General features: G+C 68.2%; 11 protein-coding genes. 7 read left to right on the forward strand and 4 right to left on the reverse strand.

From position 1 onward, the window contains the following. Window positions 1-5 precede the first annotated feature (5 nt). A complete protein-coding gene (locus ASF72_RS13895; protein WP_050685201.1) occupies window positions 6-1,130 on the reverse strand; it encodes a Gfo/Idh/MocA family protein in 1,125 nt (374 codons plus the stop codon). Beyond that, window positions 1,127-1,876 carry a sugar phosphate isomerase/epimerase family protein gene (locus tag ASF72_RS13900; protein ID WP_056599835.1) on the reverse strand — a complete coding sequence of 250 codons (750 nt, stop codon included), beginning with the start codon at window positions 1,874-1,876 and terminating at the stop codon, window positions 1,127-1,129. Before ASF72_RS13900 ends, ASF72_RS13895 begins: the two co-directional genes overlap by 4 nt. A 139-nt stretch (window positions 1,877-2,015) precedes the next feature. Here ASF72_RS13900 and ASF72_RS13905 point away from each other — a divergent pair, with 139 nt between their 5' ends. From ASF72_RS13905 to ASF72_RS13920, 4 genes are all read left to right on the forward strand, one after another. Beyond that, complete coding sequence (locus ASF72_RS13905) at window positions 2,016-3,236, forward strand: ROK family transcriptional regulator (RefSeq protein WP_056599838.1); 1,221 nt, start codon at window positions 2,016-2,018, stop codon at window positions 3,234-3,236. Between the two features lie 141 nt (window positions 3,237-3,377). Beyond that, window positions 3,378-4,043, forward strand: a complete 666-nt coding sequence (locus tag ASF72_RS13910; RefSeq protein ID WP_056599841.1) for a GntR family transcriptional regulator — start codon at window positions 3,378-3,380, stop codon at window positions 4,041-4,043. After that, the gene (locus ASF72_RS13915) at window positions 4,040-5,212 is read left to right on the forward strand and encodes an MFS transporter (RefSeq protein WP_056599844.1); all 1,173 of its coding nucleotides are present in this window, start codon (window positions 4,040-4,042) and stop codon (window positions 5,210-5,212) included. Before ASF72_RS13910 ends, ASF72_RS13915 begins: the two co-directional genes overlap by 4 nt. A 61-nt stretch (window positions 5,213-5,273) precedes the next feature. Further along, entirely contained in the window at window positions 5,274-6,365 is a 1,092-nt protein-coding gene (locus ASF72_RS13920) for a DNA polymerase IV (protein ID WP_200933658.1), read from the forward strand. Between the two features lie 10 nt (window positions 6,366-6,375). On the opposite strand, the gene ASF72_RS13925 is transcribed toward ASF72_RS13920, so the two are convergent. Continuing rightward, on the reverse strand, window positions 6,376-6,618 hold the full coding sequence (locus ASF72_RS13925) for a hypothetical protein (protein ID WP_157370990.1): 243 nt from the start codon (window positions 6,616-6,618) through the stop codon (window positions 6,376-6,378). A 10-nt stretch (window positions 6,619-6,628) separates the two neighbouring features. Continuing rightward, on the reverse strand, window positions 6,629-8,062 hold the full coding sequence (locus tag ASF72_RS13930) for an SPFH domain-containing protein (RefSeq protein ID WP_050685196.1): 1,434 nt from the start codon (window positions 8,060-8,062) through the stop codon (window positions 6,629-6,631). A gap of 352 nt (window positions 8,063-8,414) precedes the next feature. Here ASF72_RS13930 and ASF72_RS13935 point away from each other — a divergent pair, with 352 nt between their 5' ends. From ASF72_RS13935 to ASF72_RS13945, 3 genes are read left to right on the forward strand one after another with little or no spacing between them, the layout of a single operon-like run. After that, window positions 8,415-9,437 (forward strand): 3-oxoacyl-ACP synthase III, encoded by a 1,023-nt coding sequence (locus ASF72_RS13935; RefSeq protein WP_050685225.1) that lies wholly within the window; start codon window positions 8,415-8,417, stop codon window positions 9,435-9,437. Beyond that, window positions 9,431-12,079 (forward strand): alpha/beta fold hydrolase, encoded by a 2,649-nt coding sequence (locus ASF72_RS13940; RefSeq protein ID WP_056599847.1) that lies wholly within the window; start codon window positions 9,431-9,433, stop codon window positions 12,077-12,079. Before ASF72_RS13935 ends, ASF72_RS13940 begins: the two co-directional genes overlap by 7 nt. Then, window positions 12,076-13,053, forward strand: coding sequence for an NAD-dependent epimerase/dehydratase family protein (locus ASF72_RS13945; protein WP_050685224.1), 978 nt, complete (start codon window positions 12,076-12,078; stop codon window positions 13,051-13,053). The genes ASF72_RS13940 and ASF72_RS13945 overlap by 4 nt, the downstream gene beginning before the upstream one ends. The last annotated feature ends 12 nt before the right edge of the window (window positions 13,054-13,065 follow it).

The raw sequence follows: 13,065 nt of genomic DNA on the forward strand, positions 1-13,065 counted from the left end.
TTCGGTTAGAGGGTTGCGGTTTCCGGCGCCCAGTCCTCGGGGAGGGCGGGTGCGGTGCCGGCCGTGCTGGCTACGTCCACGAACGTGCCGGTTTCCACGGATTCCGCGATGGAGACCATGCTGTCCAGCACGTGGTAGGCCAGTTCGCCGGTGGCGCGGTGCTGGACCCCGGCGCGGAGGGACCTGGCCATGTCCAGGACCCCCATGCCGCGGCCGTTGGCCGGACCGGTCGCGGGGATAACGGTCCACTCGTCGTCTCCCGCGCGCCAGAGCCGGATGTCGCCGTCGAAATTATTGGGGTCCGGGAGGGAAATGGTTGCTTCGGTGCCGGTGATTTCCACAAAGCCCATCCGGACGCGGGGGGATTCGAAGGAGAAGACGCTGTGCGAGGATGCGCCGGAGTCGAAGAGCGCCATCGCGGAGACGTGGGTGGGGACCTCGACGGTGAATTCCTCGCCTGCCTTGGGACCGGAACCGATCACGCGCACCTCCTTGGCCTTCGAGCCGACGGCGGCCACCTTGTTGATGGACCCGAAGGCCTGGACCAGTGTGGTGAGGTAGTACGGCCCCATGTCGAACAGGGGACCGGCGCCGTACTGGAAAAGGAAGGCCGGGTTGGGGTGCCACGATTCCGGGCCAGGAGTCTGGAACGTGGTCATTGCGGTCAGCGGCGTGCCGATATCCCCGCGCTGGATCAGCCGCAGGGCGGTCTGCAGGCCTGCGCCCAGGAACGTGTCCGGAGCACAACCGAGCCGGATGCCGGCGGCGTCCGCAACCTTCAGCAGACCCAGGCCCGATTCCCGATCCAGGCTGAACGGCTTTTCGGTCCAGACATGTTTTCCGGCTTTGACCGCCGCGGTGGCAACCTCCACGTGGGCGGCGGGGATGGTCAGGTTAACGATGATTTCGACGTCGGGATGGTTCAGGGCGGCGTCCGGGCCGCCCCATTCGGGGACGCCGTATTCCTTGGCGCGGGCCTCGGCTGCCTCAACGAAGAGGTCTGCGATGACCAGGACTTTCAGGTCGGGGAAGGTAGTGAGGTTGTCCAGGTAGGCCTTGGAGATGTTGCCGGCGCCGATGACGGCGACGCCCACGGGTCCGCGGCGGGTTGTTGCTGAAGGGGTGCTCATGCGCTGGCTCCTGCGGGGGTGTTGGCGGTGAGGAAGGCCAGGGAAGCGGCGATGCCCGCAAAAATGTCGCCGTCATAGTCGTCGAATTCCACCACGCCTACCTCCAGGGACTTCACGGCGGCAATGACGTCAAGGACCGGGACCAGGCCCTGGCCGGCCGGCTGCTGGGCTTTGGTGTCGGTGGTGAGCGGACCGTCCTTGATGTGGATCAGCTTCACCCGGTCGCCAAGCCTTTCAAGCACCGCCACCGGATCCTGGCCGCCCACCCCAACCCAGTACGTGTCCACTTCCAGGACAACCTCCGGATCCAGCAGGCCGGCAAAGTATTCCAGCGCCGTCTGGTCCCCGATGGTGGACTCCAGCTCCCACTGGTGGTTGTGGTAGCCCACCCGGATGCCGTAGTCCGCACCCTTTTTGGCGGCGTCGTTCAACTTCGCTGCCGTCGCCTCGATGTCGGCGGCTTCCTGCCAGTGCTCTGCGCCGATGAACGGATCAATCACCGTGGTGATGCCAAGTTCCCTGGCTGCCGCGAAAATCTGGTCCTGGTCCTGGCTGAGCAGCGGAGCGTGGCCGGACGGGGCCGTCAGGCCGTTTTCCTTCAACGCCGCACCGAGCTCCTGGGCTGTGGCCACAAAGTTGTACGGCTCCACCTGGGTAAAGCCGATTTCCGCTACCTTGCGGATGGTTCCGGGCAGGTCCGCGGACATGGCATCACGCAGGGTGTAGAGCTGGATTGAATACGGCATGTTTTCCTGGCTTCCTTGGCATGGGGGATGTGTTGTGCAGTACATTTCGGGTCTCCTGCAAACCTAAGGCCACTTCTGTCGAAGGTCAAGCAAAAGTTGCTGGCGTGACATATATAAGTGGGCGTGCTATCCATGTCGTATGCCCACATCCGGAGACCTGCTGCCCCCGCCCGCTGAAGCCGCGGGCAGCCACAGCCGTGCGGGGGACCTGTTCCAGCTGTTGCGCGACGGGAAGGCCAGGACCCGGGCCGAACTTGCCCTCAGCACAGGACTTGCCCGGTCCACGGTCGCTGCACGGGTTGATGCGCTCATGCTGTCCGGACTGGTGGGACCGGCCGGGGAGGCGGTCTCCAGCGGCGGCAGGCCGCCGTCGCGCTTTGCCTTCAACCCGGCCGCGCGGGTGGTGCTGGCGGTCGACGTCGGCGCGACGCACGTGATCGTTGCTGTGACCGACCTGGGCGGAAAGGTCCTGGGCCAGCGCCGCGCCGTCCTGGATATTGCCGACGGCCCCAAAGTGGTGCTGGACCGCGTTGTCACGTTGGGCAGGGAGGTGCTGGCAGGTGCCGGCCGCAGCCTGCAGGAACTCGCCGGAGTCGGCATGGGCCTGCCGGGACCCGTGGAGCACAGCACCGGTACTCCCGTTAAGCCGCCCATCATGCCCGGATGGGACGGTTTTGACGTGGTCCAGTACATCCGGAAGTCACTGCCCGTCCCGGTCCTGGTGGATAACGACGTCAACATCATGGCGCTGGGGGAACGTGCGGCCCACTGGGCCGGGCACAACAACTTCTTTTTTGTGAAGGTGGCTACCGGGATTGGCGCGGGCATCATCAGCAGCGGTGCGCTCCAGCGCGGGGCGGATGGCACCGCCGGAGACCTTGGCCATGTCCGGGTGCCGCGGGGAAGCGGGGTGCTGTGCCGTTGCGGCAACCATGGCTGCCTCGAAGCGCTCGCTTCGGGCCCCGCGCTGGCCGCGGAATTGCGCGGTCAGGGACTGGACGTTGCAACGGGGGCGGATGTGCTCCGGCTCGCCGCTGAGGGGGAGGTCCGTGCAGTCCAGGCTCTCCGCCAGGCCGGACGGGACGTGGGTGACGTGCTGGCCACGGTTGTGAACCTGCTCAATCCGTCCGTCATTGTGATCGGCGGCAGCCTGGGCGAAGCCGGCGACCACCTGGTGGCGGGCATCCGGGAGGTCGTCTACCAGCGGTCGCTGCCCCTTGCCACGTCACGGCTGCACATCGGTGTGGCCCTGGCCGGCGCGAGTGCCGCCATCCTGGGCGCCAGCCAGATGGTGGCCCAGCATGTTTTGTCGCCGGCAGTCATCGATGCGACGCTGGCAGCTGCGGCCGGCGGCGTGTGAGGACGGATCCTCCCACGCGCACCACGGCGCCGCTGGCATTACCGCCGGCAAGGCTGTGCTCGACTTCCATCACCCGAGCCTAGCGCCGGGTCTTCCTGCCTGCTCTTGTATACAAGTAGACTTGTATGCGGAGGTGGCGCAATGCCAGAACAAATTGCCCGGAACACCGGTGCCCACGTCGTTTACGCAGAGCTGAAGCGCCGGATCCTGACGCTCGAGCTGAAGCCGGGGGAGCGGATCTACGAACCGGCGATGGCCGCCGAACTCCAGATCAGCCGGACGCCCCTGCGGGAGGCGATCCGGCGGCTCATTTCCGAAAGCCTCCTGGAGCAGCAACCAACGGGCGGCGTGCTGGTGCCGGACCTGGACGAAGTGGTGATTTCGGAGCTGTACGAGGTGCGCGCGGCCCTGGAATCCCTGATGGCGCGCAACGCCTGCCTCAAAGCGACGGCTGCAGACATCGAAGCCTTGGAGCGGATCCTGGCGCGTAACGCTGCCCTGGTGGAGTTTGCCGATGACGCAATGCAGCAGGGGATGGCCCTGCACGCCCAAATCGCCGGCATTGCCGGAAACTCGTGGGCCCATCGCGTCCATAGCCAGGTTTCCAGCCAGATGGAGCGGTACCGGCACTTCACCAACAGCACCCAGGACCGGCGCGATGCTGCCCTGGCCCAGCATCGGATCCTGGTGGCGGCCGTGGCGGCCGGGAATCCGGACGAGGCCGCTGCCATCGCGTTCGAGCATGTGATCGCCGCCCGGGACGCGTCCCTGCGGGCCATCACACGCAACGGCCCGGTCACCCCGTGATCGGTGAACTCGGCCGCCGCTCGGCCACGGCCCTGCTGGTGCACTCCGCGCTGATCCAGGCCGTCACCTTCCTGGTCCGGCCGGCCGCGACCTACCGTGCCCTCGAACTGGACGTGCCCGGCTACGCCCTCGGACTCCTGGCCGCCAGCTACGCCGTCTTCCCGCTCCTGCTTGCCGTGCCAACGGGCGCACTGGTGGACCGCCTGGGCGAGCGCCGGCTGATGGCCATCGGATCCGCCGTTGTGCTGGCCAGTTCCGCCTTCCTTCTGGTGGCTGGCTCGTCCATTGTCACCCTGGTGATCGGCACTGCCGTGCTGGGCGCGGGCCAACTGGCGTGTGTGGTGGGACAGCAGGCTGTGGTGGCCAACAACGCCGTCGCAGCCAGGCTGGACTCGGCGTTCGGATACCTGACCTTCGCCGCATCGCTGGGCCAGGCCCTGGGGCCGCTTGCGATTGCACTGGTGGGCGGGGCCGTTATCCGCCCGGACACGCAGGCCATTTTCCTGCTGGCCGTGTGCATGGCCCTGGTGCTCTTCCTGACAACGTTTGCGGTGTCAGGAAGCGTCAGCAGCGGCATAAAGGGGACCGCCGCGCCGGGGAGTGGCGGTGGTTCCCTGGCACTGCTCAAGACCCCTGGCGTTGCCCGGGCCCTGGCCACCAGTGCCACCGTCCTGGCTGTGGTGGACCTGACGATGGTCTATCTTCCCGCACTGGGAACCGAACGGGGGCTGACGGCGGCCACCGTGGGTGCCATGCTGACCGTCCGGGCCGTTTTCTCAATGCTTTCCCGCATCCTGTTGGGCCGGGCTGCCAGGGCCATGGGGCGCATGCCGCTGCTGGTTGTCAGCCTTGTCCTGTCCACGGTGGCGCTGGCTGTTGCGGCGATCCCCATGCCGGCCTGGCTGCTGTTTGTTGTGATGGGTGCGCTGGGACTGGGGCTGGGGATCGGCCAGCCGCTCACCATGTCCTGGCTGTCATCCCGTGCCCCGGCGGGACAGCGGGGCCGGGCGCTGGCCTTGCGGCTTGCCGGCAACCGGGTGGGACAGGTGGTGCTGCCCGCCGCGATCGGCACCGTCGCTGCAGGACTTGGCGCCGCGGGGGTGTTCCTCGTCTCCGCTGTTGTGGTGGGCGGAACGCTGGTGCTGCTCCGGGGCGTCAAGCTCGACTGACGTGCCAGCAGGCTGGTTCAAGACTGGGCAGGCAGCAGCCGGGAACGCGCGCCTCGGTGAAATGGTGCAGACTGATGGCGTGAGCGGAATTCCGTGGGTGCTGCACGTCGATCTGGACCAGTTCATAGCTGCCGTCGAAGTCCTGCGGCGGCCGGAGCTTGCGGGCCGGCCGGTCATTGTCGGCGGCCGGGGCGACCCTACGGAGCGGGCCGTGGTGTCCACGGCTTCCTACGAGGCCAGGGCCTTCGGAGTGGGATCCGGGATGCCACTTCGGATCGCGGCCCGAAAAGTCCCCGACGCCGTGATCCTGCCTGTTGACCAGGAGGCGTACCTTGAGGCGTCCGAGGCGGTTATGGCCACGCTGCGGGCGCAGCCGGCCGCCGTCGTCCAGGTCCTGGGCTGGGACGAGGCCTTTGTCGGCATCACCACGGCGGACCCGGAGTCGTACGCCCGTCAGTTGCAGGCGGCTGTGCTGGCCCGGACGCAGCTGCAGTGCAGCGTTGGCATCGGAGACACGCTGGTCCGGGCCAAGGTGGCCACCGGGTTCGGCAAACCGGCCGGCGTCTTCCGCCTCACGGCCTCGAACTGGCTGGACGTTATGGGGAACCGGCCCACCAAGGACCTGTGGGGGGTGGGGTCCAAGGTATCGGCCCGGCTGGCGAAACTTGGCGTCCGCACCGTGGCCGGGCTCGCCGCCTGCGATCCTGCGGCCCTGGTGCCGGAATTCGGCCCGAAGATGGGTCCCTGGTATGCCAGCCTGGGACGCGGGGACGGTGCCAACGAGGTGGACGACACCCCCTGGGTGGCCCGCGGGCACAGCCGCGAAACCACCTTCCAGCAGGACCTCACCGTTCCTGCCCAGGTGGCGGACGCCGTCAGGGAGCTGGTGGCGCGGGTCCTGACGGATGTGGCGGCCGAAGGCAGGCCCGTGGTGGGGCTGACATTAAAGGTCCGTTACGCCCCGTTCCGCACCACAACACACGCGAAGAAGATCCCGGAAACCTTCGACCGGGACGAAATCCTGGCCAGGGCGGTGGAGCTGTCAGCCGCGATCGAGGAGGGGCAACCCATCCGCCTGCTGGGCCTGCGCGCCGAAATGGCCATGCCGGACGACGCGCGGACCGGACACACACCAACGCGCGGCGGCTGGTGAAGCGCCGGCCTCAACCGGTATGCCGCAACACGTCAGGGAGTTCATCCACGTACACCGTTTGCGGCGGGTCGAAGTAGATCACCAGCACCTCATCACCCACGGCGAAGCCGCTCACCCCGTCGAACGGGTGGGCGTGGAAGGCAGCAGTGCCACCCCGGTAGGAAAGCATCACCTCGCCGATGGTGCCCGGCCCGATCCGCCCGGAAACCCTTCCGATCCGGCCGGTCAGGCTCCGGTCGGCTTCCCTGTGCATCAGCTGTTCCTCAGGCGCCGGGAGCTGCCGGCGGCTGCTGGCCCGCCTGGCCCTTTTTCAGCGCCGACGCAAGGACCGGCAGGTAGTCGCCGGCCTGCGCGAGAATGCCGCCCAGCATCTTGTTCACACCTTCGCCGCCGTTCAGGACCGTCATATGGCCCACGTGCGAAAACGGCTCGGCCGCTGCCGCGATGATGGCGGGCATGTTCTCCGCGAGCTGCTGGGAGATCACCGCGTCCTGGTTGGTTCCCAACGCTTCGGCCCGCGCTTTGATGCCATCCGCTTCAGCCAGTGCCTTGGCCTTGATCGCCGAGGCCGCGGCATCACCCCTGGCCCGCGTGGCTGCGGCTTCTGCCTCGCCGGTGACCTTGGTGGCGCCTGCAGCGGCAGCTGCGGCGGTGGCATTTGCCTGCGCCTGAAGTTCCGTTCGGCGGGCATTGGCCTGGGCTTCGAGTTCGGTGCGCCGCGCCAGGGCCTCGGCCGCGCTGATGTCCGCGGCCTTTTGGCCTTCGGCGTCGGTGCGTTTGGCGTAGGCCTTGGCATCGGCGGGTTTCCGGACTGTGGTTTGGAGCTTCTGTTCCTCCCGGTCCGCCTCCAGTTTGGCCACCTCGGTTTCCTGGACCACCACCTGCTGCCGCGCCGTGGCGTCGGCCAAGGGTCCGGCCTGGGCGGCGTTGGCCCTGGCCCGCTCGGCGTTAGCCTGCGCCACAGACTGCCTGATGGCTGAAATGCTCTGCGCATCCGCGATCAGCGCGGCGGCCTCCGCTTCCTTTTCGGCTGCTTCACGGTTCCGGGTGGCCTCCGCGATGCGGGCTTCCATTTTCACCTGCGCGATGTGTGGCTTGGCGATGTTCTGGATGTAGCCCGTGGGGTCCTGCAGGTCCTTGATCTGCAGGGAATCAACCACAAGACCCAGCTTTTCCATTTCCACGCCGCTGGCGCTGCGGACCTGCGAGCCGAGTTTGTCCCGTTCGCGGATGATCTCCTCCACCGTCATGCTGCCGATGATGGAGCGCAGGTGGCCCTCGAAAACGTTGTAGACCTGGCTCTGCATTTTGGGCTGTTGGCCCAGGAACCGCCGGGCCGCGTTGGCGATGAAGGGCGGCGCATCCCCGATCTTGTAAATGACCACGCCCTCCACGATGACCTGGATGCCCTGGGAGGTGACGCAGGAGACTTTCAGTTCGGTCTCGTTCAACGTCAGCGATAAGGCCCGCACTGTCTGAAGCCCCGGAAGCACCAGCGCACCCTTACCGGTGACAATTTTGAAGTCCATCCCGGCCCGGGTTTCCGGCGTTCCCCGGGTCAGCCCGGAAATGATGAGGGCCTCGTTGGGTTCGGCCACCTTCCACATCAGCCGGGTGGCCCCCCAGATGAATCCGACCGCAACAAGTACTCCAAGAATGATGGCGATCAGGGGAAAGAATGCTGACAGGTCCGGCATGACCAGGTCCTTTCAAAGGGTATGGAACAGGCACCTCGGTAAAAATTCCACCCCATGCAGCCAGTGTGGGTGCGCCTTGCCGGAGAGTCCAGAGCCGGACCGGTATTTGCCTGCAGCACCAACAGACGGCCGACGGCGGCACTTGGCGGCCGCCGTCGGGCAGCCGATCCGCCCCGTCGCCCCAGCTGCCCTGGTGCGAAGCAAACTTAGTGATCTTGCTCCATCTTGGCGGCCCAACAGCGTGGTTAATGTGCAGATTCGGGCGCGCACCAGCATAGTTAAGCTTCTGGACTTGCGCTTTTTGGGTAAAGTCCCCGCAGGAACGCAGGACGGAAACGAACAGAGGCTTGAATTGGCAGGTAACGCAACCTTCCGGCATCACAACTCGGCGCTGCTTTCGGTAAGCAGTGTCGAGGCTCCCATGATCGTCAGCTCCACGGAGTTCGACCGCAGGCTGGCGTCCACGCTGCAGCGGCTGAAGTTCCCGCCGCGGCTGCTGGAACGCGTGGCAGGCATCACGCACCGGCGCTGGTGGGCGGCCGGGACCTCCTTCGATGATGCAGCCATTGAGGCCGGCGCCAAGGCCCTGGCTGAGGCCGGCATCAATGCCTCGCAGGTGGGGCTGTTGATCAACACGTCGGTGACCCGGCGCAACCTTGAGCCATCCGTTGCGGTGAAGATCCATCACGGCCTGGGCCTGCCGTCGTCGGCCATGAACTTTGACCTGGCCAACGCCTGCCTGGGATTCGTCAACGGCATGACCCTGGCGGCCAACATGATCGACTCGGGCCAGATCGACTACGCAATGATCGTCAACGCCGAGGATGCCCAGGGTACGCAGGAGGCCACACTGGCCCGGCTGCAACGGCCGGAAACCACCCGGGAGGACTTCAACCGGGAGTTCGCCACCCTGACGCTGGGCTCCGGTGCAGCGGCAGCAGTGCTTGGCCCCGCGGACCGGCACCCCGGTGCCCATCGGATTGTGGGCGGCGTGATGCGTGCCGGCACCGAACATCACGAATTGTGTGTGGGCGGCATTGACGGCATGTCCACTGACACCAAAGGCCTGCTCGACGGCGGCCTGCAGCTTGTGGTGGACGCCTGGCACGAGGCGCACCCCGAGTGGGACTGGGGCTCCATGGACAGGTACGTCACCCACCAGGTGAGCAACGCCTATACGCAGGCCATCATCGACGCCATCGACCTGGATCCTGACAAGGTCCCCATCACCTTCCCGCACTGGGGCAATGTGGGTCCGGCGTCCCTGCCCATGACCCTGGCCGCCGAAGCGCAGTCCCTGGAAGCCGGGGACCGGGTGCTGTGCATGGGTGTGGGCTCCGGCCTGAACACCGCAATGCTGGAACTCGTTTGGTAGCCGCCGGCTGGCCCGGGGTCCACCCGGAGTGGCCGCGGGAAGTTGATGTGCCATCCACCTCCGCAGCCGATGGGCCGGGAACGGTCCGCCGCTGGCACCTGCTGGACAACAGCGCCCAGCTGCAACGCCTGGGCCTGGAACCTGCCGGCACCCTACTCTGCGTCCACGGCAACCCCACTTGGTCCTACCTGTGGCGGACCCTGCTGGCAGCAGGGTCCAATCCCGCCCATCCCTGGCGCGTGGTGGCCGTGGACCAGCTGGACATGGGCTTCTCGGAACGGACGGGAACGTTCCGCCGGCTGGCCGACCGGATCAACGATCTGGGCGACCTGACTGATGCCCTGGGCCTGTCCGGCCCTGTGGTCACCGTGGGCCACGACTGGGGCGGTGTGATCAGCCTGGGCTGGGCCCTGGCGCATCCGGACGATCTTGCCGGGGTGGTGCTCACCAACACGGCCGTGCATCAGCCGCCGGAATCGGACATCCCGGCGGCGCTGCGGCTTGCCCTCCACCCGGCCGTGCATGGCTGGGGCACCACAACCTCTGATGCGTTCCTGCGGGTGACCCATGCGCTGGCCCACCCGCCGCTCTCCCCGGATATCCGGGCCGCCTACATGGCCCCGTACCGCGGCGCGGACCGGCGGGCCGGCGTCGGAAATTTTGTGGCGGACATCCCCGTGGACGCCGGGCATCCCAGCTTTGCTGCGCTGTCCGGCGTCGCGGAACGCCTGCGCGGGTTGGAAGTACCGGCCCTGATGCTGTGGGGCCCCCGGGATCCGATCTTCTCCGACAAATACCTCAAGGACCTCGCCGGCCGGCTGCCGAACGCCACTATCCACCGCTTCGAAGGCGCCGGCCACCTGGTGGCCGAAGACCGCGACATTGCCACGCCGGTGTTCCAATGGCTCGCTGACCAGGGGACTCCGGCGCTGCCGGAACCTGCCGCGCCGGAACCGGTAGCTTTCACGCCGCTGTGGGACCAACTCGGGAAACTGGCCGCAGGGCCCGCCGCAACGGGGACCGCCGTCGCCGAAATGGCCGCGGATGGCACAGTGGACCGCTCGCTCAGCTGGCAGGACCTGGAACGCAACATCCTGGACCTCGCTGCGGGACTGCACGACGCCGGCGTGGAACGCGGCAGCCGGGTCAGCCTGATGGTTCCGCCCGGTGTGGACCTGACCGTCACGCTGTATGCCTGCCTCCGGCTGGGAGCCGTGGTGGTAGTGGCAGACGCAGGACTGGGAACCAAGGGCATGAGCCGCGCCGTCAAGGGAGCCACCGCCGATTTCCTCATCGGCATCGACAAGGCGCTGGCCGCCGCCTCGGTCCTTGGCTGGCCTGGCCGGCGGATCAGCGTCCAGGACCTTCCGGCCGCACGCCGGCGGCTCCTCGGGGTGGAAACGTCGCTGCAGGCGCTGGCGCGGGCAGGTGCCCCCGCCAGCGCGACCCACGTGATCGGAGCAGCAGATCCGGATGCCCCCGCAGCGGTGCTGTTCACTTCAGGGTCAACCGGGCCCGCGAAGGGCGTCCTCTACACACACCGGCAGCTGGCAGCGATGCGCGACACTGTGGCCGGCACGTTCGGGATCCGACCCGGCGCACGGCTGGTGGCGGGATTCGCCCCCTTCGCCTTGCTGGGACCAGCCCTCGGTGCGGTGTCCGTCACCCCGGACATGGACGTCACTGCGCCCCGGACCCTGACAGCACGCGCGTTGGGGGACGCCGCCGCGGCCATCGGCGCCACGGTGGTCTTCGCCTCGCCGGCGGCCCTGCGGAACGTTATCGACACCGAGACCGGCATGGGCGGCTCCGGCCGGGAGGCCCTGGCACGGATCGGCTTGCTGCTCTCCGCCGGCGCACCGGTCCCCGAACCGTTGCTGGCACAGGTGCAGCGCCTGCTGCCCCTCGCTTCCCTGCACACGCCCTACGGCATGACCGAAGCGTTGCCCGTCACGGACATCAGCCTCGGGCAGATCCGGCAGGCCGCCGCTGACGCAGCCGCCGGCACCGTGGCAGGAGCAGGCAACGGCGTCTGCGTGGGCTGGCCCGTCCAAGGCGCCCGCGTAGCCGTCATCCCGCTTGCCGCGGATGGTTCCGCGCCCGGCTCCGGACCCAGCACCGCGCCTGGCGTGACCGGGGAAATCCTGGTCAGTGCTCCACACGTCAAAGAGGCGTACGACAGGCTGTGGTTGGTCCAGCGCGGAAGCGTCTCCGTCCCGGGCTGGCACCGCACCGGTGACGTGGGCCATTTCGACGCCGCAGGCCGGCTCTGGGTGGAAGGCCGCCTCGCCCACATCGTCACGGCCCCCGACGCCACCGTGACGCCGGTGGGCGCCGAACAGGCCATCGAACGGCTCCCCGGCATCAGGTTGGCTGCCATCACCGGCGTCGGCCCGGCCGGCACCCAGGCCGTGGTGGCCGTCGTCGAGACCCTCCCACCGGTCCGCAAAGCGGGTCCAGCCACGCCTGAACTGGCCGGCCGCGTCCGCGGCGCTGCACGGGATGCGGGGGTTGACGTCGCGGCGGTGCTCGCGGTGCCTGCGCAGCCCACCGACATCAGGCACAACGCCAAGATCGACAGGACCAGGCTGGCGCGGTGGGCAGAACGCGTGCTGGCCGGCGGCCGGCCGGGGAAGCCGTGAGGGTCCTGGTAACGGGTGCCAGCGGACTGCTCGGCGGAGCGGTGGCGCGCCTTTTGGTCCACCAGGGCCACACGGTCGCCACCTTCCAGCGCCGCCCCTCAGGAGTCGACGGCGCCACGGACTTCCGCGGTTCCGTCACCAACGCGGGCGAACTTGACGCAGCGGTCCGCGGCGCGGAAGGGATCATCCACCTCGCGGCGAAGGTTTCCTTCACCGGCCGTGCCGCGGAATTTGACGAGGTGAACGTTGCGGGCACCCGCCGGGTATTGGACGCAGCCCGCGGGGCCGGCGTACGGGACGTGGTGTTTGTTTCCTCACCGTCGGTGGCCAATTCCGGCGCCGCCATCACCGGCCTGGCCGCGGAGCCTGCCGATCCCGTGCGGGCTCACGGCGATTACTCCCGCACCAAGGCGGAAGCAGAACTGCTGGCGCTGGCGGCGAACAGCCCGGAGCTGCGGGTGGCGGCGGTGCGCCCCCACATCGTCTGGGGCCCCGGCGACACCCAGCTGGTGGAACGGGTCCTGGCCCGCGCCAGGCACGGTCGGCTGCCCCTGCTCGACGCCGGCGCCGCCTTGATCGACACCACGTACGTGGACAACGCCGCCGCGGCCATCGTGGCAGCACTGCACCGCATGGACCACGTCAGCGGCCAGGCTTTGGTGGTCAGCAACGGTGAGCCCAGGCCAGTGGGCGAGCTGCTCGCGGGCATCTGCGCCGCCGGCGGCGTCAAGGCGCCCTCCTGGGCGGTGCCGGGTGTGCTGGCACGGGCCGGCGGAGCAGTGGTGGAGCGGCTCTGGACCTGGGCCGGCCGGAACGAGGAGCCGCCCATGACCCGGTTCCTGGCCGAGCAGCTGTCCACCGCCCACTGGTTCGACCAGCGGCGCACCCGCGAACTCCTCGACTGGACGCCCGCTGTGTCGCTGGACGACGGATTGGCGAAACTGGCCGCGCACTACGGGCCGGCCGGCCGCTGAGGGTTCCCGGGC

This window comes from Arthrobacter sp. Leaf141 (assembly GCF_001424565.1).
GTDB lineage: Bacteria > Actinomycetota > Actinomycetes > Actinomycetales > Micrococcaceae > Arthrobacter.

Bases quoted from the DNA above. Each gene is read 5' to 3' on its own strand.
- ASF72_RS13895 (WP_050685201.1), bottom strand. From the start codon at position 1,130: ATGAGCACCCCTTCAGCAACAACCCGCCGCGGACCCGTGGGCGTCGCC.
- ASF72_RS13900 (WP_056599835.1), bottom strand. From the start codon at position 1,876: ATGCCGTATTCAATCCAGCTCTACACCCTGCGTGATGCCATGTCCGCG.
- ASF72_RS13905 (WP_056599838.1), top strand. From the start codon at position 2,016: ATGCCCACATCCGGAGACCTGCTGCCCCCGCCCGCTGAAGCCGCGGGC.
- ASF72_RS13910 (WP_056599841.1), top strand. From the start codon at position 3,378: ATGCCAGAACAAATTGCCCGGAACACCGGTGCCCACGTCGTTTACGCA.
- ASF72_RS13920 (WP_200933658.1), top strand. From the start codon at position 5,274: ATGGTGCAGACTGATGGCGTGAGCGGAATTCCGTGGGTGCTGCACGTC.
- ASF72_RS13925 (WP_157370990.1), bottom strand. From the start codon at position 6,618: ATGCACAGGGAAGCCGACCGGAGCCTGACCGGCCGGATCGGAAGGGTT.
- ASF72_RS13930 (WP_050685196.1), bottom strand. From the start codon at position 8,062: ATGCCGGACCTGTCAGCATTCTTTCCCCTGATCGCCATCATTCTTGGA.